The organism is Stenotrophomonas sp. Sm10, assembly GCF_030985515.1.
In the GTDB taxonomy this organism is placed as follows: Bacteria; Pseudomonadota; Gammaproteobacteria; order Xanthomonadales; family Xanthomonadaceae; genus Stenotrophomonas; species Stenotrophomonas hibiscicola.
The window spans coordinates 1-19,880 of the sequence record NZ_JAPTFO010000072.1 but is presented as its reverse complement, the minus strand read 5'-3'; the positions used below and the strand labels follow the sequence as shown (position 1 = coordinate 19,880).

Below are 19,880 nucleotides of genomic sequence, written 5' to 3'. Positions count from 1 at the left end.
CCGGGCACGATCAAGCCGCACACCAAGTTCGAGGGTGAAGTCTACGTCCTGTCGAAGGACGAAGGCGGCCGTCACACTCCGTTCTTCAACGGCTACCGTCCGCAGTTCTACTTCCGCACCACCGACATCACCGGCGCAGCTGCACTGCCGGAAGGCGTCGAAATGGTGATGCCGGGTGACAACGTCAAGATGGTCGTCACCCTGATCAACCCGGTGGCGATGGACGAAGGCCTGCGCTTCGCCATCCGCGAAGGCGGCCGCACCGTCGGCGCCGGCGTGGTCTCGAAGATCATCGAGTAATCTGGTAGTATCTGCGCCCCGATGTTGCCTGGGTAGGGCATCGGGGCGTATCAAATGGGAAAGCAGGCACAGGATGTGCCTTGTGTTCCCCGGACCAGGAAGGGTCAATGCCATTCAGGCGGCGTCAACAGGCGACTGTTGACAGCTGCCTTGTGTGCCATTATGCTTCTACGTCTGGGCAGGCCGGGAAACTGGTCTGCCTACGTTTTTGAGGTCTATGGAGTGACCTTGTCGGCCTGCAGGAGTGTGGGCCGTCCGTATTCAGGAATTTCATGGGGCAAAGCAACCCAGAGGCTTTGTCTGTCGCTCTTTTAACGAAGGAACCTACCGCCATGGCGGACCAAAAGATCCGGATCCGGCTGAAAGCGTTCGATCATCGTCTGATCGACCGTTCGGCCAGCGAGATCGTTGAAACGGCAAAGCGGACCGGCGCGCAAGTGCGTGGCCCGATCCCGCTGCCGACCAAGATCGAGCGCTACACCGTTCTCGTCTCCCCGCACGTCGACAAGGACGCGCGTGACCAGTACGAGACCCGCACGCACAAGCGCGTGCTCGATATCGTTGACCCGAATGACAAGACCGTGGACGCGCTGATGAAGCTCGAACTGGCTGCCGGCGTCGACGTTCAGATCAAGCTGACCTGAGGACTACGACCATGACGAAGAAGTATTCGTTGGGCTTCGTGGGCCGCAAGGCCGGCATGAGCCGCGTGTTCACTGAAGATGGCCGCTCCATCCCGGTGACCCTGATCGAAGCAACCCCGAACCGCATCGCGCAGATCAAGACCGTCGAAACCGACGGCTACAGCGCCGTGCAGGTGACCGTCGGCGCGCGTCGCGCTGCCCTGGTCAACAAGCCGGAAGCCGGCCACTTCGCCAAGGCGAAGGTGGAAGCGGGTCGTGGCCTGTGGGAATTCCGCGTTGAAGACGCGCAGCTCGGCGATTTCGCCGTTGGCGGCGAAGTCAAGGCGGACATCTTCGAAGTCGGCCAGATCGTCGACGTCCAGGGTGTCACCAAGGGTAAGGGCTTCCAGGGCACCATCAAGCGCCACAACTTCCGTATGGGCGATGCAACCCACGGTAACTCGCTGTCGCATCGCGCGCCGGGTTCGCTGGGTCAGCGCCAGACCCCGGGTCGCGTTTTCCCGGGCAAGAAGATGTCGGGCCACATGGGCGCGGTGCAGCAGAGCACCCAGAACCTGGAAGTGGTCAAGGTCGACGTCGAGCGCGGTCTGATCGCCGTTCGCGGCGCCGTTCCGGGCGCGGCCGGTGGCGATGTGATCGTCCGTCCGGCGAGCAAGGCATAAGGAGAGATGACGATGGAACTCGTTATCACGGGTAGCAACAACAAGGTCTCGGTCTCCGAAGCCGTGTTCGGTCGCGATTTCAGCGAAGATCTGGTCCACCAGGTCGTCGTTGCTTACCGCAACGCCGGTCGCGCCGGCACCAAGGCACAGAAGACTCGCTCCGAAGTGGCTGGTACCACCAAGAAGTCGAAGAAGCAGAAGGGCGGCGGCGCGCGTCATGGCGCACTGACGGCTCCGATCTTCGTCGGCGGCGGTGTCACCTTCGCGGCCAAGCCGCGCAGCTTCGAGCAGAAGGTCAATCGTAAGCAGTACCGTGCCGCCATGTGCGCGATCCTGTCCGAGCTGAACCGTCAGGGCCGTCTGACCATCGTGGAGTCCTTCGACGTCGAAGTGACCAACACGAAGGGTCTGGTCGCCAAGCTGGCCGGCCTGGAAGTGGGCAAGCGCCCGCTGATCGTCACCGAAGAAGCGTCCGAGCACCTGTACCTGTCCGCCCGCAATCTGCCGTACGTGCAGGTGCGTGACGTCCAGGGCCTGGATCCGGTCTCGCTGGTGGGTGCCGACACGGTCGTCATCACCGCTGACGCGGTCAAGAAGGTCGAGGAGTGGCTGGCATGAACAGCAACGAAAAAATCTTCAGCGTGCTGCGTGCCCCGCGTGTCTCCGAAAAGACCGCGCGCCTGCAGGAACTCTCCAACCAGTATGTCTTCGAAGTTTCGAACGAAGCCACCAAGGCCGATGTAAAGGCCGCGGTTGAGCAGCTGTTCGACGTCAAGGTCGAAGCTGTCAACGTGGTCAACGTCAAGGGCAAGAACAAGTCCTTCCGTAACCGTGCTGGCCGCCGCGGCGATTGGCGCAAGGCGTACGTTCGCCTGGCCGATGGCCAGTCGATCGATGTAACGGCCAAGGCCTGAGGTACATCCCATGCCATTGATGAAATTCAAGCCCACTTCCCCCGGCCGCCGTTCGGCCGTGCGCGTGGTCACTCCCGACCTGCACAAGGGTGCTCCGCACGCTGCCCTGGTCGAGTCGCAGAGCCGCTCGGGTGGTCGTAACCACCATGGCCGCATCACCGTGCGTCACGTCGGTGGTGGTGCCAAGCAGCACTACCGCATCATCGACTTCAAGCGCAACAAGCTGGGCATCCCGGCGCGCGTGGAACGCATCGAATACGATCCGAACCGCACCGCCCACATCGCCCTGCTGTGCTACGTCGACGGTGAGCGCCGCTACATCATCGCCCCGAAGGGCCTGAAGGCCGGTGATCAGGTGATCGCTGGTTCGGATGCCCCGATCAAGGCTGGCAACACCCTGCCGCTGCGCAACATCCCGGTCGGTACCACCATCCACTGCATCGAACTGAAGCCCGGCAAGGGCGCTCAGATCGCCCGCGCCGCCGGTGCGGCCGTGCAGCTGGTGGCCCGCGAAGGCATCTACGCCACCCTGCGCCTGCGCTCGGGTGAAATGCGCAAGGTGCCGGTCGAGTGCTGCGCCACCATCGGCGAAGTCGGCAACGACGAGCACAGCCTGGAAAAGCTGGGCAAGGCCGGTGCCAAGCGTTGGCGCGGCGTCCGCCCGACCGTTCGTGGTGCTGCCATGAACCCGGTTGACCACCCGCACGGTGGTGGTGAGGCCAAGGCCGGCCAGGGTAACCCGCATCCGGTCACCCCGTGGGGTGTCCCGACCAAGGGTTACAAGACGCGCCATAACAAGCGCACTCAGCAGTTCATCGTCCGCGATCGTAGGGGCTAATCGACCATGGCACGTTCACTCAAGAAGGGCCCGTTCGTCGATCACCACCTCGTCAAGAAGGTGGAGGCCGCTGCGGGCAGCAAGAAGCCGATCAAGACCTGGTCGCGCCGTTCGATGATCCTGCCTGACATGGTAGGCATCACCATTGCCGTGCATAACGGCAAGAACCACATCCCGGTTCTCGTCAACGAGAACATGGTCGGCCACAAGCTCGGCGAATTTGCCATCACCCGGACCTTCAAGGGTCACGGTGGTGACAAGAAGTCGGGCAAGTAAGGAGAGATGACAATGGAAGCGAAAGCCATCCTGCGCACTGCGCGCATCTCCCCGCAGAAGGCTCGTCTGGTCGCTGACCAGGTGCGCGGTCTGCCGGCCGAACGTGCGGTCAACCTGCTGAAGTTCTCGGACAAGAAGGCTGCCCACCTGATCAAGAAGGTGGTGGAGTCGGCTATTGCCAATGCCGAGAACAACCAGGGCGCCGACGTCGACGAGCTGAAGGTTCAGACCATCATGGTTGATGAAGGTCCGACCCTGAAGCGTTTCATGGCGCGGGCGAAAGGCCGCGGTACCCGCATCCTCAAGCGCACCAGCCACATCACTGTGGTTGTGGGCGCCGCCAAGTAAGCGGATAAGGAAAAGACCATGGGTCATAAAGTTCATCCGATTGGTATCCGCCTCGGCATTTCCAAGGACTGGAACTCCAAGTGGTACGCCAACAAGGCCGAGTTCGCCGGTTACCTGGCAGCCGACCTGAAAGTGCGCGACATGCTGCGCAAGAAGCTGGCCCAGGCCGGCATCAGCAAGATCCTGATCGAGCGTCCGGCCAAGACCGCTCGCGTGACGATCCACACCGCCCGTCCGGGCGTGGTGATCGGCAAGCGCGGTGAGGACATCGAGAAGCTGCGCAAGGAAGTGAGCGAGATGATGGGCGTCCCGGCGCACATCAACGTCACCGAAGTGCGCAAGCCGGAACTGGACGCGCAGCTCGTTGCCGAGTCGATCGCCCAGCAGCTGGAGCGTCGCATCATGTTCCGCCGTGCAATGAAGCGCTCGGTCGGCAACGCGATGCGCCTGGGTGCCCTGGGCATCAAGGTCAACGTCGGTGGCCGCCTCAACGGTGCAGAAATCGCCCGTTCGGAGTGGTACCGCGAAGGCCGCGTGCCGCTGCACACCCTGCGTGCCGACATCGACTATGGCTTCGCTGAAGCCAAGACGACCTACGGCATCATCGGCATCAAGGTCTGGATCTACAAGGGCGAGGTCTTCGATTTCTCCCAGGTTGGCCAGGAAAAGCAGGACGACACTCCGTCGCGCAACGATCGTCACGATCGCGGCGACCGTGGTGACCGTCAGCGCCCGGCCCGTGAAGCGAGGTAACGACAATGTTGCAACCCAAGCGAACCAAGTACCGCAAGGTACACAAGGGCCGTAACGATGGCCTGAGCTGGAGCGCCAACGCTGTCAGCTTCGGCGAATACGGCCTGAAGGCAACCGCACACGGTCAGCTGACCGCGCGCCAGATCGAAGCGGCCCGCCGCTCGATCAGCCGCTACGTCAAGCGCGGCGGCAAGATGTGGATCCGCGTGTTCCCCGACAAGCCCATCACCAAGAAGCCCATCGAAGTCCGAATGGGTTCGGGTAAGGGTAACGTGGAATACTGGGTGGCCCAGATCCAGCCCGGCCGCATGATCTATGAAATCGAGGGTGTTTCCGAGGAAGTGGCTCGCGAGGCGTTCCGCCTGGCCGCCGCCAAGCTCTCGGTCACCACCACTTTCGTGACCCGTACGGTGCGCTGATGGATATCAAAACTCTCCGTGAAAAGTCGGCTGACGAACTCAAGGCCCACCTGATCGACCTGCGTAAGGAACAGTTCTCTGTCCGTATGCAGCAGGTCACCGGCCAGCTGCCGAAGACCCACGACATTCGCCGGGTCCGTCGCGAGATTGCTCGCGTCAAGACCCTGCTCGGCAGCACGAAGTAAGGATGGCCGCTATGAGCGACAATACTGAAAAGAAGACGCTGCGCACGGTCGAAGGCCGTGTCGTCAGCAACAAGATGGACAAGACGGTTACCGTCCTGGTTGAGCGTCAGGTCAAGCACGCGCTGTACGGCAAGTACATCAAGCGCTCGACCAAGCTGCACGCCCACGATGCCGACAACGCCTGCAAGGAAGGCGATGTCGTCCGCGTGACCGAGATTGCTCCGATGTCCAAGACCAAGAACTGGCGCGTGGTGGAAGTCATCACGCGTGCGGCTGAATAAGGAGTCTGAATCATGATCCAGATGCAGAGCTACCTTGACGTCGCGGACAATTCGGGTGCCAAGCAGGTGATGTGCTTCAAGGTGCTGGGTGGTTCCAAGCGCCGTTACGCCGGCATCGGCGACATCATCAAGGTCACCGTGAAGGATGCGATTCCGCGCGGCAAGGTCAAGAAGGGTGAAGTGTATGACGCCGTCGTGGTGCGTACCCGCAAGGGTGTGCGTCGCGCGGACGGTTCGCTGATCCGCTTCGACGGCAACGCGGCCGTCCTGCTGAACAACAAGCAGGAGCCGATCGGTACCCGTATCTTCGGGCCGGTGACCCGTGAACTTCGTTCGGAGAAGTTCATGAAGATCGTCTCGCTCGCTCCCGAAGTGCTGTGAGCGACAGGAGATAATCATGGCTAACCGTATCAAGAAGGGCGACCAGGTTGTCGTCAACGCTGGCAAGGACAAGGGCAAGCAGGGCGAAGTCGTCCGCGTCGACGGCGACCGTGTGGTCGTCGCCAACGTGAACATCGTCAAGCGCCACACCAAGCCGAACCCGCAGGCAGGTGTTGCCGGCGGCGTGGTCGAGCGCGAAGCTTCGATCCATATCTCCAACGTGAACGTGCTGAACCCGGCTTCGGGCAAGGGCGAACGCGTTGGCTTCAAGGTGCTGGAGGATGGACGCAAACTGCGTGTGTTCCGCTCCAGCGGTGAGGCGCTCGACGCCTGAGGAATGTGAAGATGACTTCCCGTCTCGAAAAGATCTACAAGGAAGAAGTGGTGCCGGCGCTGATGAAGCAGTTCGGTTACACCAATCCGATGGAAGTACCGAAGCTCGTCAAGGTCACCCTGAACATGGGTGTCGGCGAGGCTGCCACCAACAAGAAGATCCTGGAAAACGCCGTCGCGGACATGACCAAGATTTCCGGCCAGAAGCCGGTTGTCACCAAGTCGCGTATCTCGGTCGCGTCGTTCAAGATCCGTGATGGTTGGCCGATCGGCTGCAAGACCACGCTGCGTCGCCACAAGATGTACGAGTTCCTGGACCGCCTGATCAACATCTCGCTGCCGCGCGTGCGCGACTTCCGTGGTGTTTCCGGCCGTTCCTTCGACGGCCGCGGCAACTTCAACATGGGTGTGAAGGAGCAGATCATCTTCCCGGAAATCGACTTCGACGCCGTCGACGCGATCCGCGGCATGGATATCGCCATCACCACCACTGCGAAGACCGATGCGGAAGCGAAGGCGCTGCTGGCAGCGTTCAAGTTCCCGTTCCGTAACTGATCTGTCGAGGAAACCGAAATGGCAAAGACCTCCATGGTCAACCGCGACATCAAGCGGGAAAAGCTGGCCAAGAAGTACGCTGAAAAGCGTGCGGCTCTGAAGAAGATCGTGTCCTCCGTGGACGCGACCTACGAAGAGAAGATCGAGGCCGCAACCAAGCTGGCCAAGCTGCCGCGCGATTCGTCGCCGAGCCGCCAGCGTAATCGTTGCGAGCTGTCGGGTCGTCCGCGTGGCGTCTACAGCAAGTTCGGCCTGGGCCGTAACAAGCTGCGTGAAGCCACCATGCGTGGCGACGTGCCGGGTCTGCGCAAGGCCAGCTGGTAACCCCAGCCGGCCCTGCGATCAGGAGCCCCTTCGGGGGTTCCTGAACCGGGCAGGGGAGGCATTCAGCTTTCCCGACGCAAAAAAACCGAGGAGCCCGGCGCAAGCCGGGCTCTTTTGGCGTATACTCCCGCGTCTTGCCCTGCGCAAACGGGGTCGTAGGAGTGGGCTTCCGGCCCGCTGCATCAAGGGACCTGGCCCGTTTCCAGGAGACAACAGATTTTCGCGAAAGCGGATATCGGTGCACTCAAAGGTACTCATATGAGCATGACTGATCCCATCGCCGACCTGCTGGTCCGCATCAAGAATGCGGCCGCGGTGGGCAAGCAGACGGTGAAAGCCCCGTCGTCCAAGATCAAGGTTGCGATCGCCCAGGTCCTGAAGGACGAGGGTTACATCGCCGACCTGCGCGTGACCCAGCTGGAAAACAACAAGTCCGAGCTGGAAATCGTGCTGAAGTATTTCGAAGGCAAGCCGGTCATCGCGACCCTGAAGCGCTTCTCGCGTTCGGGCCTGCGCCAGTACCGCGGCAAGAGCGAGCTGCCGAAGGTCATGAACGGCCTGGGTATCTCCATCATTTCCACCTCCAAGGGCATCATGACTGATGCGCAGGCGCGCCAGCTGGGCGTCGGCGGCGAAGTCCTGTGCTTCGTGGCCTAAGGCGAAAGGAGTAGAACTATGTCCCGCGTAGCCAAGAAGCCGATTACCCTGGGTAAGGTTGAACTGAACGTCCAGTCGGACAGCGTCACCGCCAAGGGCCCGAAGGGCACCCTGTCGCTGGCCAAGCCGGCCGGTATTGCCATCAACGTCGACAACGGCGTTGCCACCCTGAGCACCGAAAGCGCCGACCTGGTCGCACTGACCGGTACCGTGCGTGCGATCCTGTCCAACATGGTCAAGGGCGTGTCCGAAGGCTTCGAGCGCAAGCTGGAGCTGGTGGGCGTGGGTTACCGCGCTGCCATGCAGGGCAAGGACCTGAACCTGTCGCTGGGCTTCTCGCACCCGGTCGTGTTCGTGGCGCCGGAAGGCATCACGCTGTCGACCCCGACCCAGACCGAGATCCTGGTCCAGGGCGCTGACAAGCAGGTCGTCGGTGAAGTCGCCGCCAAGATCCGTGCGTTCCGCAAGCCGGAACCGTACAAGGGCAAGGGCGTGAAGTACTCCGACGAAGTCATCATCCGTAAGGAAGCCAAGAAGGCATAAGCGCGAGTCCCTCGCAAGAGCCCGCACATCCCTGTGCGGACTTCTCAGGGAAAAGCTCTTCCTTCAGCTTTCAAGGAATAATCAAAATGAACAAGAACATCGCCCGCCTGCGTCGCGCCAAGTCGACCCGCGCCCACATCCGTGAGCTCGGCGTCGCCCGCCTGTCGGTGCTGCGCACCGGCCAGCACCTGTACGCCCAGGTCTTCACCGCCGACGGCTCCAAGGTGCTGGCTGCTGCCAACACCACCCAGGCCGACGTCATCGAAGGCCTGAAGAACGGCAAGAACGCCGATGCTGCTGCCAAGGTTGGCCGCATCGTTGCCGAGCGCGCCAAGGCCGCCGGCATCGAGAAGGTTGCCTTCGATCGTTCGGGCTACCGCTACCACGGCCGCATCAAGGCCCTGGCAGAAGCCGCCCGCGAAGCCGGCCTGCAGTTCTAAGGGACAAGGGCAGGGGGCCATTGGCCTCCTGCCCACCTGCTCGCCAGCCTGAGTGAGGCTGGACGGCGCCGCTCTTCTGCAGCGGCCCACCGGAACAACGCGTCACGCCACAACCATAAGCGGCTTCGAGCCGTACATACCCAAACAACCAAGGAATCAACATGGCAGAAGAGCGTCAGCAGCGGGGTCGCGATCGCGACCGTAACCGCGAAGAGAAGATCGACGACGGCATGATCGAAAAGCTGGTCGCGGTCAACCGCGTCAGCAAGACCGTCAAGGGTGGCCGCCAGTTCACCTTCACCGCCCTGACCGTCGTCGGCGACGGCGAAGGCAAGGTCGGTTTCGGCTATGGCAAGGCCCGCGAAGTGCCGGTTGCCATCCAGAAGTCGATGGAACAGGCCCGCAAGAACCTGGTCAGCGTTGACCTGAACAACGGCACCCTGTGGCACACCATCAAGGATGGTCACGGCGCAGCCCGCGTGTTCATGCAGCCGGCTTCGGAAGGTACCGGCGTGATCGCCGGCGGTGCCATGCGCGCCGTGCTGGAAGCCGTTGGCGTGAAGAACGTGCTGGCCAAGGCCACCGGTTCGCGCAACCCGATCAACCTGGTGCGTGCCACCGTGAAGGGCCTGGCTGCTGCACAGTCGCCGGCTCGCATCGCGGCCAAGCGCGGCAAGAAGGTGGAGGAACTCAACCATGGCTAATGAGTCCAACAAGACTGTCAAGGTCCGCCTGGTGCGTGGCCTGCGTGGCACCCAGTCGCGTCACCGCCTGTCGGTGCGTGCGCTGGGCCTGAACAAGCTCAACGATGTGCGTGAACTGAAGGACAGCCCGCAGGTGCGCGGCCTGATCAACAAGGTTCAGTACCTCGTCCAGGTTGAGGAGTAATCGACCATGACTCTGCGTCTCAATGAACTGAGCCCGGCACCGGGCGCCCGCACCGAGCGTACCCGCGTCGGTCGCGGTATCGGCTCGGGCCTGGGCAAGACTGCCGGCCGCGGCCACAAGGGTTCGTTCGCCCGCAAGGGTGGCGGCAAGATCAAGGCTGGCTTCGAAGGCGGCCAGACCCCCATGCAGCGTCGTCTGCCGAAGATCGGCTTCCGTTCGCCGATCGCCAAGGACACCGCTGAAGTGCTGCTGTACGCACTGGACAAGCTGCCGGCCGGTGAGATCGACTTCGCCGCCCTGCGTGCTGCCAAGCTGGTTCCGAGCACTGCCAAGAAGGCCAAGGTCGTCGTCAAGGGCGAAGTGACCAAGGCGTTCACCCTGAAGGGTATTGCTGCCACGGCGGGTGCCAAGGCCGCGATCGAAGCTGCCGGCGGCAGCGTAACGGAGTAAGAAAATCATGGCGCAAGCTGGCATCGGTAACCTCGCGGGCGGAATGGGCAAGTTCACTGAACTTCGCCAACGTTTGCTGTTCGTCGTCGGGGCTTTGATCGTCTATCGCATCGGCTGCTACGTGCCGGTGCCGGGCGTCAATCCCGATGCCATGCTTGCCATGATGCAACAGCAGGGCGGCGGCATCGTGGACATGTTCAACATGTTCTCGGGCGGCGCCCTGCACCGTTTCAGCATCTTCGCGCTGAACGTGATGCCGTACATCTCGGCATCGATCGTGATGCAGCTGGCCGTGCACATCTTCCCCGCCCTGAAGGCGATGCAGAAGGAAGGTGAGTCCGGCCGCCGCAAGATCACCCAGTATTCGCGCATCGGCGCCGTGCTGCTGGCAGTGGTGCAGGGCGGTTCGATCGCACTGGCCCTGCAGGGCCAGGTCTCGCCGTCGGGCGCTCCGGTCGTGTATGCGCCGGGCATGGGCTTCGTGCTCACCGCCGTGGTCGCGCTGACCGCCGGCACCATGTTCCTGATGTGGGTCGGTGAGCAGGTCACCGAGCGCGGCATCGGCAACGGCGTGTCGCTGATCATCTTCGCCGGTATCGTCGCTGGCCTGCCGGGTGCGATCATCCACACCTTCGACGCCTACCGCGACGGCAACATCCAGTTCATCCAGCTGCTGCTGATCGCCATTGTCGTGCTCGCCTTCACCTTCTTCGTGGTGTTCGTCGAGCGTGGCCAGCGCCGGATCACGGTCAACTACGCACGCCGCCAGGGCGGTCGCAACGCGTACATGAACCAGACCTCGTTCCTGCCGCTGAAGCTCAACATGGCCGGCGTCATCCCGGCGATCTTCGCCTCGAGCCTGCTGGCCTTCCCGGCCACCCTGGCCATGTGGTCCGGCCAGGCCGCCAACCAGAGCAGCTTCGGCCAGGTCCTGCAGAAGGTCGCCAACGCGCTGGGCCCGGGCGAGCCGCTGCACATGATCGTCTTCGCCGCGCTGATCACCGGTTTCGCGTTCTTCTACACCGCGCTGGTGTTCAACTCGCAGGAAACCGCCGACAACCTGAAGAAGTCGGGCGCGCTGATTCCGGGCATCCGTCCGGGCAAGGCCACTGCCGACTACATCGACGGCGTGCTGACCCGCCTGACCGCGGCCGGCTCGGCCTACCTGGTGATCGTCTGCCTGCTGCCGGAACTGATGCGCACGCAGCTGAACGCCTCGTTCTACTTCGGCGGTACTTCGCTGCTGATCGTGGTGGTGGTGGTGATGGACTTCATCGCCCAGGTGCAGGCGCACCTGATGTCCCACCAGTACGAGAGCCTGCTGAAGAAGGCCAACCTGAAGGGCGGCAACCGCGGCGGTTTTGCCCGCGGCTGATTGGCCTGTTATACTTTCGTCTTCCTGACGTGATGGTCCCTCCGCTTCGCGGACTCCGGCCACACAAACGAAGGGCGGCCCCCGCAGCGGTTCCGGGTGGGGGTGTGATGAGGTGGTCCCGCGCTGGAGTAGCGCGGGCGGCCCCGGGGGATACCCCGGGTCCAACCCCATCCGGCGCCGGAGCCTGGGCACACTCCCCAGGCCGGGTTCATGAAACCAGTGGTTTCACGGGCTTCCATGTAAACCGGAACCTTGTTAGTATCGCTAGCTCACTTTTTTGATCCATCCTGCCGGATTGGCGTGCCCGAGGCGCGCTGTCGGCCATCACTCAGCTGGAGAACCGCGTCATGGCGCGTATTGCAGGCGTCAACCTGCCAGCCCAGAAGCACGTCTGGGTCGGGTTGCAAAGCATTTACGGCATCGGCCGTACCCGTTCGAAGAAGGTCTGCGAAGTCGCAGGCGTTGCTTCGACCACCAAGATCCGCGATCTGTCGGAGCCGGAAATCGAGCGCCTGCGCGCCGAAGTCGGCAAGTACATCGTGGAAGGCGATCTGCGCCGTGAGATCGGCATCGCGATCAAGCGCCTGATGGACCTGGGCTGCTACCGCGGCCTGCGTCACCGTCGTGGCCTCCCGCTGCGTGGCCAGCGCACCCGTACCAACGCCCGCACCCGCAAGGGTCCGCGCAAGGCGATCAAGAAGTAAGGGACTGAGAAATGGCTAAGCCCGCTGCTAAGACCAAGAAGAAGATCAAGCGCGTCGTCACCGACGGCGTTGCCCACGTCCACGCTTCGTTCAACAACACCATCGTCACCATCACCGACCGTCAGGGCAATGCTCTGTCGTGGGCGACCTCCGGTGGCGCTGGCTTCCGCGGTTCGCGCAAGTCGACCCCGTTCGCTGCCCAGGTGGCTGCTGAAAAGGCCGGTCGTGCTGCGCTGGACTACGGCGTGAAGTCGCTGGAAGTCCGCATCAAGGGCCCGGGTCCGGGCCGTGAGTCGGCCGTGCGTTCGCTGAACAACGTCGGCTACAAGATCACCAACATCATCGACGTGACGCCCATCCCGCACAACGGGTGCCGTCCGCCGAAGAAGCGTCGCGTCTAAAGGGAGCGATAAGAAATGGCTCGTTATATCGGTCCTACCTGTAAGCTCGCCCGTCGCGAAGGCGCCGACCTGTCCCTGAAGAGCCCGGCGCGTGCGCTGGACTCCAAGTGCAAGCTGGAGCAGAAGCCCGGCCAGCACGGCGCCACTGCCCGCAAGGGCAAGCTGTCCGACTACGCCACCCAGCTGCGTGAAAAGCAGAAGGTCAAGCGTATCTACGGCCTGCTGGAGCGTCAGTTCCGCAACTACTACAAGAAGGCCTCGACCAAGAAGGGCAACACCGGCGAGAACCTGCTGCAGCTGCTGGAAACCCGCCTGGACAACGTCGTCTACCGCATGGGCTTCGCCGTGACCCGTCCGGCTGCTCGTCAGCTGGTGTCGCACCGCGGCGTCACCGTGAATGGCAAGTCGGTCAACCTGGCTTCGTACCAGGTCAAGGCTGGCGACGCCATCGCCCTGTCTGAAAAGGCTGCCAAGCAGCTGCGCGTCCAGGAAGCCCTGACCGTCGCCGCCCAGCATGACCTGAGCCCGTCGTGGGTTGAAGTGGATTCCGGCAAGTTCACCGGCATCTTCAAGGCCGTTCCGGATCGTTCGGATCTGCCTGCGGACATCAACGAAGCGCTGATCGTCGAGCTGTATTCGAAGTAATTCACATTGGAGAGCCCCCGGCGACGGCCGGGGGTTCACTAGGAGAACCCGCAACATGACGGTTACCGCCAACCAGGTTCTGCGTCCTCGCGGTCCGCAGATCGAACGCCTTACCGACACCCGTGCAAAGGTCGTTATCGAACCTTTGGAGCGGGGTTACGGGCATACGCTGGGCAACGCCCTGCGTCGCGTGCTGCTGTCGTCCATCCCGGGCTTCGCCATCACGGAAGTCGAAATCGACGGCGTGTTGCATGAGTACACCACGGTCGAAGGTCTGCAGGAGGACGTGCTCGAAGTCCTGCTGAACCTGAAGGACGTGGCCATCCGTATGCACTCCGGCGACAGCGCCACCCTGTCCCTGTCCAAGCAGGGCCCGGGCGTTGTCACCGCTGCCGACATCAAGGTCGACCACAATGTGGAGATCCTGAACGGCGACCATGTGATCTGCCACCTGACCAAGGACACGGCGATCAACATGCGTCTGAAGATCGAACGTGGTTTCGGCTACCAGCCGGCTGCCGCGCGTCGTCGTCCGGACGAAGAAACCCGTGCCATCGGCCGCCTGGTCCTGGATGCCTCGTTCTCGCCGGTCCGCCGCGTCGCCTATGCCGTGGAAGCGGCCCGCGTCGAACAGCGTACCGACCTGGACAAGCTGGTCATCGATATCGAGACCAACGGCACCATCGATGCCGAGGAAGCCGTGCGCACCGCCGCCGACATCCTCAGCGACCAGCTGTCGGTGTTCGGTGACTTCACCCACCGCGACCGCGGTGCGGCCAAGCCGGCCAACAACGGCGTGGATCCGGTGCTGCTGCGCCCGATCGACGATCTGGAGCTGACCGTGCGTTCGGCCAACTGCCTGAAGGCTGAAAGCATCTACTACATCGGCGATCTGATCCAGAAGACCGAAGTGGAGCTGCTGAAGACCCCGAACCTGGGCAAGAAGTCGCTCACCGAGATCAAGGAAGTGCTGGCTCAGCGCGGCCTGTCGCTCGGCATGAAGCTGGAGAACTGGCCGCCGGCCGGCGTCGCCAGCCACGGCATGCTGGGCTGATATCGGTAATGCCTGAAGGCTCCACCGTTCGCGGTGGAGCCTTCAACGCAACACAACACGCCACGACGAACCGCAGGTTCGCGGGCAGGCCGTCCAGGACGGAGGGCCAGGACCAACCGCAGTCCGCGCAGCAACGCCAGGATGGCGACAACGATCCGCACAGCCTCATCATTAACCAAGGAATATCACCATGCGTCACCAGAAGTCTGGCCGTAAGTTCAGCCGCACCAGCGCCCACCGCGAAGCGATGTTCAAGAACATGGCCGCCTCGCTGTTCAAGCACGAGCTGATCAAGACCACCCTGCCGAAGGCCAAGGAACTGCGCCGCGTTGCCGAGCCGCTGATCACCCTGGCCAAGGTCGACTCCGTCGCCAACCGCCGTCTGGCCTTCGCCCGCCTGCGCGACAACGAAGCGGTGGGCAACCTGTTCACCATCCTGGGCCCGCGCTACGCGAACCGTCCGGGCGGCTACCTGCGCCTGCTGAAGTGCGGTTTCCGCGCCGGCGACAACGCGCCGATGGCCTACGTCGAGCTGGTCGACCGTCCGGTCGTGGCCGAGGAAGTGGCCGAGTAATCGGACCGCTCCAACGCGACACAGCGAAAGCCCGGCCTCTGCCGGGCTTTTGCGTTCTGGTAGCGCCGGGCCATGCCCGGCGTTTCCGTATCCGCTACGCTCGCCGGGCATGGCCCGGCGCTACCTGCGGCACAATGCGACCCGCACCGTTCCGACAGGCGTCACCTGTGGCGGTTCGAATGGCGCGCGCTCTCGGTTACGCTTGGCGCCCTGATCCATTCGAGCGTTGACGATGAATCCACTGCGCTGGCCCTTCCGCGCCCAGTTCTTCCTGGGCTTCCTGATCTGCGCGGGCCTGCTCGGCTACGCGATCTTCCTGCAGCTGAAGATGGGCCTGGAGCCGTGTCCGCTGTGCATCTTCCAGCGGCTGGCCTTCGCCGCGCTGGGCCTGCTGTTCCTGATCGGTGCGCTGCACGGGCCGTCCAACCGCCCGGGACGCGCGACCTACGGGATTCTCGCCTTCATTGCCGCCGCAGTAGGCGTCGGCATTGCCGCGCGCCACGTCTACGTGCAGATGCTGCCGCCGGAGATGGGCGCGACCTGCGGCCCGCCGCTGGGCTTCCTGCGCGAGACCATGGGGCCGCTGGAAGTGTTCCGCACGGTGCTCACCGGTACCGGCAACTGCGGCAACATCGACTGGACCTTCCTCGGCCTGACCATGCCGATGTGGTCGGGCGTGTGGTTCGTGCTGCTGGCGCTGTGGGCGCTGGTGGTGTCGCTGCGCAGGGTCAAGCGCTGAACGCAGGGTAGTGCCGGCCGCTGGCCGGCACACCGTGGGAATACCGGCCAGCGGCCGGCGCTACCTCAGAAATCCTGCTGCAGGCTCAGGTAAGCACCTCGGCGCGGTCCCCACTGCGGGGCGAAGACGCCGACACCGCCACCGTCGCGCAGCTGGTAGCTGCGATCCAGTGCGTTGATCACGGCCAGTTGGACGTGCAACGGATGGCCGCTGTCGGCATTGAAGTCGTGCCCGGCGCTGAGGTTCACCTGCAGGTACGACGGCAGCTCGCCGCCGTTGGGTACGCCCTCGATGTCCGAACGCAGGCCGCTGCCGAACACGTAGTTGGCACCGATCCGGTTGTGTCCGGCAAAGGCGTAGCTGAAGCCACCCGATGAGGTCAGTTTCTGGTCGTGGTCGAGGTGGATCCAGTGGTCGGCCACATAGGCCAGCGCGTCCGGATCTAGGTTGTACTGGCTGGTGATCACCTGGGTGCCGATGGCCTTGTTGTACGCCGCGTTGAAGTAGGCGCTGAACGGGCCGTTGCTGTAGTCGGCACTGAACTCCAGCCCACGGATGTGGCCACGGCGATAGTTGAACGTCGAGTAGATGTTGGCGGCGCCGAACTGGCCTTCGTCCTGCAGGCGCGCAACGCGGCGATCATAGGCGTCCAAGCCCAGGGTGAGGTGGTCGCCCACCTGCTGCGACACGCCGATGTCGTAGTAGTCGCTGCGTTCGGCCAGTGGCGTGTTGTTGCCGCCGCTGGGCTGCTGGTTGGTGGTGCCGTCGTATAGGGCGATATCGCTGCTGGCGATCAGCTCACTGGCCGGTGGCGTGAAGTAACGCGAATAGCCGGCATGCACGGTGGTGCTGTCGCTGGCATTCCAGACCACTCCCACGCGGGGGCTGAGCTGGCCCTCGGTGTGGCCAAAGGCCTTGTAGCGATCTCCGCGCAGGCCGTAGTTGACGGTCCAGTCGTCGCCGATCTTCCATTCATCCTGCACGTACAGCGCCAGCGTGCTGGCATGGAAGGCACTGCGGTCAGGTATCAGCAGCGGTGTGGTGCTGGACTGCTGGCCGGCGTCATCGACCGGAAACACCCAGCTGCTGTTGCTGGCCCGCGCATTCTCGTAGTTGCCGTACAGGCCATAGCGCAGCGTGTGGTCGTTGCCCAGTGGGGTGGAGAAATCGGCCTGCAGCGTGTTGGCGCGGTTGCTGCGTTGCACCTGCGAGGCGACGCCACTGAACACCAGGTCGCCGACGACATCCGGATGGAATGCCACATCGCTGTAGCGCTGCCCGGCCGAGAGCTGATATGCGGTGCTGCCCAACGTGCCCTGCAGCACCAGCATGCCGAAGCGGGTGGCCTCGCGCTGGGTTTCATCCAGCTGGCTGGAGTCGAAGGTGGTGGTATCGAGGTAACCGAACTGCGGCGTCTGCCCGGGGTTGACCGGGATCTGGAAGCGATTGTTGGCAAAGCCGGCGAACACGCTCAAGCGGGTGTTCTCGTTGACGAGGTAGGTAAGGTCAGCGAACGCTTTGCCCTGGTGGGTGTCGTCGTGCAGCGGCTTGCGCGAGGGGGTCGGGTTCTCCAGGCCAACCTCGTTCTGGTCGTAGTTGCCAGTCAGGAACCAGCTCCAGCGCCCCTGGTTGCCCCACCACGAGGCGTTGGGATTGATCTTGCCGAACGAGCCTGCGGTCAGCCCGGCGCTGCCGCCGTTGCCGAGCTCGGCGCCGCTGCGGGTGGTGATGTCGACCACTGCAGCGGTGCGCTCGCCGAACTGCGCCGGCAGCGCGCCATCCATCAGGCGGATGCTCTTGATGGTGCGTGCATCCAGCGTCTGGCCGAAGCCCGAGATCGATTCGGGCAGCAGCACGCCGTTGATGCGGTACTGCAGATTGGCGTGGTCGCCACGCACGTGCACGCCGCCGTAGGAATCCTGGACCACGCCGGGCGCCTGCAGCAGCACCTGGCTGAGCGGCGCGGAGGCGCCCAGCGGCTGCTTCTGGATGTCCTCGGCGGTGATCTGGTACTGGCTGCTGCCGATGTCCGGCGACAGCGTGTTGCGGGCCTGGTCGAGCTGGGCGTGGACGGTGACCGCGTCGAGGTCCTTCACGGGAGCGGCGGCATCGGCGGCCACGGCGAGGGAAGGCAGGCTGGCCAGGGTCAGGGCGAAGGTGATGCCGGTAGCAAGCAGGGAGGGCTTCATGGCGGATAGGCTGTGGAAGGGGCCATTGGGGATTGAGTGTTACTTCGTAACAGTGCGTGGCGAATCATGCGCCTGACCGGCTGGCCGTGGGCATGCCGCTTTTGGCCAATGGCGATGCCCTTTCCCCGGCGTTCAGTCATGTGCAGACGCCGTTCGGCCCTTTGCGACAGCGGTCGGCTCTGCGACCATGAACGTCCCCCACCTCCGGAAGCCTGCAATGAGCCTGTCCGCCGTTTCGCCTGTCCCCGATCCCGCCGCAGCCGCCACCGGCGCTGCCTGGTCGCCGGAGAGCTGGCGTGGCAAGACCGCGCTGCAGATGCCGACCTACCCGGACCCGGTGGCGCTGGACGCTGCCCTGCACGAGCTGAAGCGGCTGCCGCCGCTGGTCACCTCGTGGGAGATCCTGGCCCTGAAGCAGCAGTTGGCGGAGGCCCAGGAGGGCAAGCGCTTCCTGCTGCAGGGCGGCGACTGCGCCGAGAACTTCAGCGACTGCGAATCGGGCACCATCTCCAACCGCCTGAAGGTGCTGCTGCAGATGAGCCTGGTGCTGGTGCATGGGCTGCGCCAGCCGGTGATCCGCGTGGGTCGTTTCGCCGGCCAGTACGCCAAGCCGCGTTCGGCCGATACCGAGACGCGCGACGGTGTGACCCTGCCGAGCTACCGCGGCGATGTCATCAATGCCCCGGCCTTCACTGAAGCAGCGCGCCTGCCGGACCCGAAGCGGATGCTGCAGGCGCACGCGCATTCGGCGATGACGATGAACTTCGTACGGGCGCTGATCGATGGTGGTTTCGCCGACCTGCACCACCCCGAGTACTGGAACCTGGAATGGGTGAGCCATTCGCCGCTGGCCGCCGAGTACCAGAAGATGGTGGCCTCGATCGGCGATGCCGTGCATTTCATGGAGACGTTGGCCGGGGCCCGCGTGCACAACCTCAACCGCATCGACTTCTACACCTCGCATGAAGCGCTGCTGTTGCCGTACGAGCAGGCACTGACCCGCCAGGTGCCCCGCCAGCAGGGCTGGTTGAACCTGAGCACGCATTACCCGTGGATCGGCATGCGCACGGCTGCGCTGGATGGCGCGCACGTGGAATACCTGCGTGGCGTGCGCAATCCGATTGCGATCAAGGTGGGCCCGTCGGTGACGCCGGACCAGCTGCTGCGCCTGATCGATGTGCTCAACCCGCATGACGAGCCGGGCCGCCTGAGCTTCATCCACCGCATGGGTGCCGCGCAGATCGCCGAGAAACTGCCGCCGCTGCTGGACGCGGTAAAGCGTGATGGTCGCCGCGTGCTGTGGGTGTGCGATGCGATGCATGGCAATACCGAAAGCACCGCCAACGGTTTCAAGACACGTCGCTTCGACAACGTGCGTGGCGAGGTGGAGATGTCGTTCGACCTGCATGCGGCCGCCGGTACGCGCCTGGGCGGTGTGCATCTGGAACTGACCGGCGAGGACGTGACCGAGTGCATCGGCGGCGCGCGCGAACTGACCGAGCGCGACCTGGAGCGTGCGTATCGTTCAACGGTGGACCCGCGGTTGAACTACGAGCAGTCGCTGGAGATCGCGATGGCGATCGTACGCAAGCAGGAGCAAGTGCGGTAAGGGTTTTTCGGCAGGGCTTGCAGCCCTGCACCTGCTACGAGCCAGAGCAACGTCAACGTCAACGTCAAAAGCGGGCTATCCGTGGGTTGGCGGGACGGTGTCGGAGTGCGGGGACGCCACAAGTACGTCCTTGTAGGCTTGGCAGCCGCATCCATGCGGCTGACACCCCGCACTCCGACACCGCCCCACCTTCGACAGGTTCAGGTCGCTATTGGTGGGTGCCGACCGTTGGTCGGCACATCTGTCAGATGTCGAATGAATCATCCACGCATGGCGTGGATCTACTGGTAACTGCGGCGATTGGCATGCGCGGCTGTTGGTAGGTGTCGACCGTTGGTCGACACGATTTTTCTTTCAGATAGCAGTATTCAAAATGGGCTCCGACCCCGTGCCGACCAA

The 19,880-nt window shown here is 63.5% G+C and carries 30 protein-coding genes and 1 pseudogene; 30 read left to right on the top strand and 1 reads right to left on the bottom strand.

Annotation, left to right across the window (positions count from 1 at the left end; translation table 11 throughout):
- From O0J15_RS16900 to O0J15_RS16760, 29 genes and pseudogenes are all read left to right on the top strand, one after another.
- A pseudogene (locus O0J15_RS16900) lies at window positions 1-300 on the top strand (elongation factor Tu); the annotation flags it as partial.
- A 332-nt stretch (window positions 301-632) separates the two neighbouring features.
- Complete coding sequence (gene rpsJ / locus O0J15_RS16895) at window positions 633-944, top strand: 30S ribosomal protein S10 (protein WP_005408208.1); 312 nt, start codon at window positions 633-635, stop codon at window positions 942-944.
- An 11-nt stretch (window positions 945-955) separates the two neighbouring features.
- Window positions 956-1,606: a 50S ribosomal protein L3 gene (gene rplC / locus O0J15_RS16890; protein ID WP_004145336.1), complete on the top strand. Its 651-nt coding sequence runs from the start codon at window positions 956-958 to the stop codon at window positions 1,604-1,606.
- 12 nt (window positions 1,607-1,618) lie between these two features.
- Entirely contained in the window at window positions 1,619-2,224 is a 606-nt protein-coding gene (gene rplD / locus O0J15_RS16885; RefSeq protein WP_019659578.1) for a 50S ribosomal protein L4, read from the top strand.
- Window positions 2,221-2,520: a 50S ribosomal protein L23 gene (rplW, locus tag O0J15_RS16880; protein WP_004145338.1), complete on the top strand. Its 300-nt coding sequence runs from the start codon at window positions 2,221-2,223 to the stop codon at window positions 2,518-2,520. The genes rplD and rplW overlap by 4 nt, the downstream gene beginning before the upstream one ends.
- 10 nt (window positions 2,521-2,530) lie before the next feature.
- On the top strand, window positions 2,531-3,358 hold the full coding sequence (gene rplB, locus O0J15_RS16875) for a 50S ribosomal protein L2 (RefSeq protein WP_004145339.1): 828 nt from the start codon (window positions 2,531-2,533) through the stop codon (window positions 3,356-3,358).
- Between the two features lie 6 nt (window positions 3,359-3,364).
- Complete coding sequence (rpsS, locus tag O0J15_RS16870; RefSeq protein WP_005415413.1) at window positions 3,365-3,634, top strand: 30S ribosomal protein S19; 270 nt, start codon at window positions 3,365-3,367, stop codon at window positions 3,632-3,634.
- 12 nt (window positions 3,635-3,646) lie between these two features.
- Window positions 3,647-3,982 carry a 50S ribosomal protein L22 gene (gene rplV / locus O0J15_RS16865; RefSeq protein WP_004145348.1) on the top strand — a complete coding sequence of 112 codons (336 nt, stop codon included), beginning with the start codon at window positions 3,647-3,649 and terminating at the stop codon, window positions 3,980-3,982.
- 18 nt (window positions 3,983-4,000) lie between these two features.
- Window positions 4,001-4,735: a 30S ribosomal protein S3 gene (gene rpsC / locus O0J15_RS16860; RefSeq protein WP_005415414.1), complete on the top strand. Its 735-nt coding sequence runs from the start codon at window positions 4,001-4,003 to the stop codon at window positions 4,733-4,735.
- A 5-nt stretch (window positions 4,736-4,740) separates the two neighbouring features.
- Window positions 4,741-5,154 (top strand): 50S ribosomal protein L16, encoded by a 414-nt coding sequence (gene rplP, locus O0J15_RS16855; RefSeq protein WP_004154486.1) that lies wholly within the window; start codon window positions 4,741-4,743, stop codon window positions 5,152-5,154.
- Window positions 5,154-5,339, top strand: coding sequence for a 50S ribosomal protein L29 (gene rpmC, locus O0J15_RS16850; RefSeq protein ID WP_004154487.1), 186 nt, complete (start codon window positions 5,154-5,156; stop codon window positions 5,337-5,339). The genes rplP and rpmC overlap by 1 nt, the downstream gene beginning before the upstream one ends.
- An 11-nt stretch (window positions 5,340-5,350) precedes the next feature.
- On the top strand, window positions 5,351-5,620 hold the full coding sequence (gene rpsQ / locus O0J15_RS16845; protein WP_004154489.1) for a 30S ribosomal protein S17: 270 nt from the start codon (window positions 5,351-5,353) through the stop codon (window positions 5,618-5,620).
- 12 nt (window positions 5,621-5,632) lie between these two features.
- Window positions 5,633-6,001, top strand: a complete 369-nt coding sequence (gene rplN / locus O0J15_RS16840) for a 50S ribosomal protein L14 (protein WP_010483978.1) — start codon at window positions 5,633-5,635, stop codon at window positions 5,999-6,001.
- 16 nt (window positions 6,002-6,017) lie between these two features.
- The gene (rplX, locus tag O0J15_RS16835; RefSeq protein WP_004154490.1) at window positions 6,018-6,335 is read left to right on the top strand and encodes a 50S ribosomal protein L24; all 318 of its coding nucleotides are present in this window, start codon (window positions 6,018-6,020) and stop codon (window positions 6,333-6,335) included.
- 11 nt (window positions 6,336-6,346) lie between these two features.
- Window positions 6,347-6,889: a 50S ribosomal protein L5 gene (gene rplE, locus O0J15_RS16830; RefSeq protein WP_005415416.1), complete on the top strand. Its 543-nt coding sequence runs from the start codon at window positions 6,347-6,349 to the stop codon at window positions 6,887-6,889.
- A gap of 18 nt (window positions 6,890-6,907) precedes the next feature.
- The gene (rpsN, locus tag O0J15_RS16825) at window positions 6,908-7,213 is read left to right on the top strand and encodes a 30S ribosomal protein S14 (protein WP_019659577.1); all 306 of its coding nucleotides are present in this window, start codon (window positions 6,908-6,910) and stop codon (window positions 7,211-7,213) included.
- A gap of 258 nt (window positions 7,214-7,471) precedes the next feature.
- The gene (gene rpsH, locus O0J15_RS16820; RefSeq protein WP_021204581.1) at window positions 7,472-7,870 is read left to right on the top strand and encodes a 30S ribosomal protein S8; all 399 of its coding nucleotides are present in this window, start codon (window positions 7,472-7,474) and stop codon (window positions 7,868-7,870) included.
- An 18-nt stretch (window positions 7,871-7,888) separates the two neighbouring features.
- Entirely contained in the window at window positions 7,889-8,413 is a 525-nt protein-coding gene (gene rplF, locus O0J15_RS16815) for a 50S ribosomal protein L6 (protein ID WP_019659576.1), read from the top strand.
- 80 nt (window positions 8,414-8,493) lie between these two features.
- The gene (rplR, locus tag O0J15_RS16810; RefSeq protein ID WP_026346969.1) at window positions 8,494-8,853 is read left to right on the top strand and encodes a 50S ribosomal protein L18; all 360 of its coding nucleotides are present in this window, start codon (window positions 8,494-8,496) and stop codon (window positions 8,851-8,853) included.
- Between the two features lie 161 nt (window positions 8,854-9,014).
- On the top strand, window positions 9,015-9,557 hold the full coding sequence (rpsE, locus tag O0J15_RS16805; protein WP_004154496.1) for a 30S ribosomal protein S5: 543 nt from the start codon (window positions 9,015-9,017) through the stop codon (window positions 9,555-9,557).
- Complete coding sequence (gene rpmD / locus O0J15_RS16800; protein WP_005408214.1) at window positions 9,550-9,741, top strand: 50S ribosomal protein L30; 192 nt, start codon at window positions 9,550-9,552, stop codon at window positions 9,739-9,741. Before rpsE ends, rpmD begins: the two co-directional genes overlap by 8 nt.
- Window positions 9,742-9,747: 6 nt before the next feature.
- Complete coding sequence (rplO, locus tag O0J15_RS16795; protein ID WP_004154498.1) at window positions 9,748-10,191, top strand: 50S ribosomal protein L15; 444 nt, start codon at window positions 9,748-9,750, stop codon at window positions 10,189-10,191.
- 7 nt (window positions 10,192-10,198) lie between these two features.
- Window positions 10,199-11,566 (top strand): preprotein translocase subunit SecY, encoded by a 1,368-nt coding sequence (gene secY, locus O0J15_RS16790; RefSeq protein ID WP_005408215.1) that lies wholly within the window; start codon window positions 10,199-10,201, stop codon window positions 11,564-11,566.
- A 347-nt stretch (window positions 11,567-11,913) separates the two neighbouring features.
- Window positions 11,914-12,270 (top strand): 30S ribosomal protein S13, encoded by a 357-nt coding sequence (gene rpsM, locus O0J15_RS16785; RefSeq protein WP_004154500.1) that lies wholly within the window; start codon window positions 11,914-11,916, stop codon window positions 12,268-12,270.
- A gap of 11 nt (window positions 12,271-12,281) precedes the next feature.
- Window positions 12,282-12,671, top strand: coding sequence for a 30S ribosomal protein S11 (gene rpsK, locus O0J15_RS16780; protein WP_004145443.1), 390 nt, complete (start codon window positions 12,282-12,284; stop codon window positions 12,669-12,671).
- Between the two features lie 15 nt (window positions 12,672-12,686).
- Complete coding sequence (gene rpsD / locus O0J15_RS16775; RefSeq protein WP_004145446.1) at window positions 12,687-13,316, top strand: 30S ribosomal protein S4; 630 nt, start codon at window positions 12,687-12,689, stop codon at window positions 13,314-13,316.
- A 55-nt stretch (window positions 13,317-13,371) separates the two neighbouring features.
- Window positions 13,372-14,370 carry a DNA-directed RNA polymerase subunit alpha gene (gene rpoA / locus O0J15_RS16770; protein WP_005408216.1) on the top strand — a complete coding sequence of 333 codons (999 nt, stop codon included), beginning with the start codon at window positions 13,372-13,374 and terminating at the stop codon, window positions 14,368-14,370.
- 190 nt (window positions 14,371-14,560) lie between these two features.
- Entirely contained in the window at window positions 14,561-14,944 is a 384-nt protein-coding gene (gene rplQ, locus O0J15_RS16765) for a 50S ribosomal protein L17 (RefSeq protein ID WP_005408217.1), read from the top strand.
- Between the two features lie 232 nt (window positions 14,945-15,176).
- Window positions 15,177-15,683 carry a disulfide bond formation protein B gene (locus O0J15_RS16760; RefSeq protein ID WP_308305989.1) on the top strand — a complete coding sequence of 169 codons (507 nt, stop codon included), beginning with the start codon at window positions 15,177-15,179 and terminating at the stop codon, window positions 15,681-15,683.
- A gap of 65 nt (window positions 15,684-15,748) precedes the next feature.
- On the opposite strand, the gene O0J15_RS16755 is transcribed toward O0J15_RS16760, so the two are convergent.
- Window positions 15,749-17,872 carry a TonB-dependent receptor gene (locus tag O0J15_RS16755; RefSeq protein WP_308305988.1) on the bottom strand — a complete coding sequence of 708 codons (2,124 nt, stop codon included), beginning with the start codon at window positions 17,870-17,872 and terminating at the stop codon, window positions 15,749-15,751.
- Window positions 17,873-18,089: 217 nt separating this feature from the next.
- Between O0J15_RS16755 and O0J15_RS16750 the strand changes: the two genes are divergently transcribed.
- Window positions 18,090-19,481, top strand: a complete 1,392-nt coding sequence (locus O0J15_RS16750) for a class II 3-deoxy-7-phosphoheptulonate synthase (protein WP_155029004.1) — start codon at window positions 18,090-18,092, stop codon at window positions 19,479-19,481.
- Window positions 19,482-19,880: the final 399 nt, after the last annotated feature.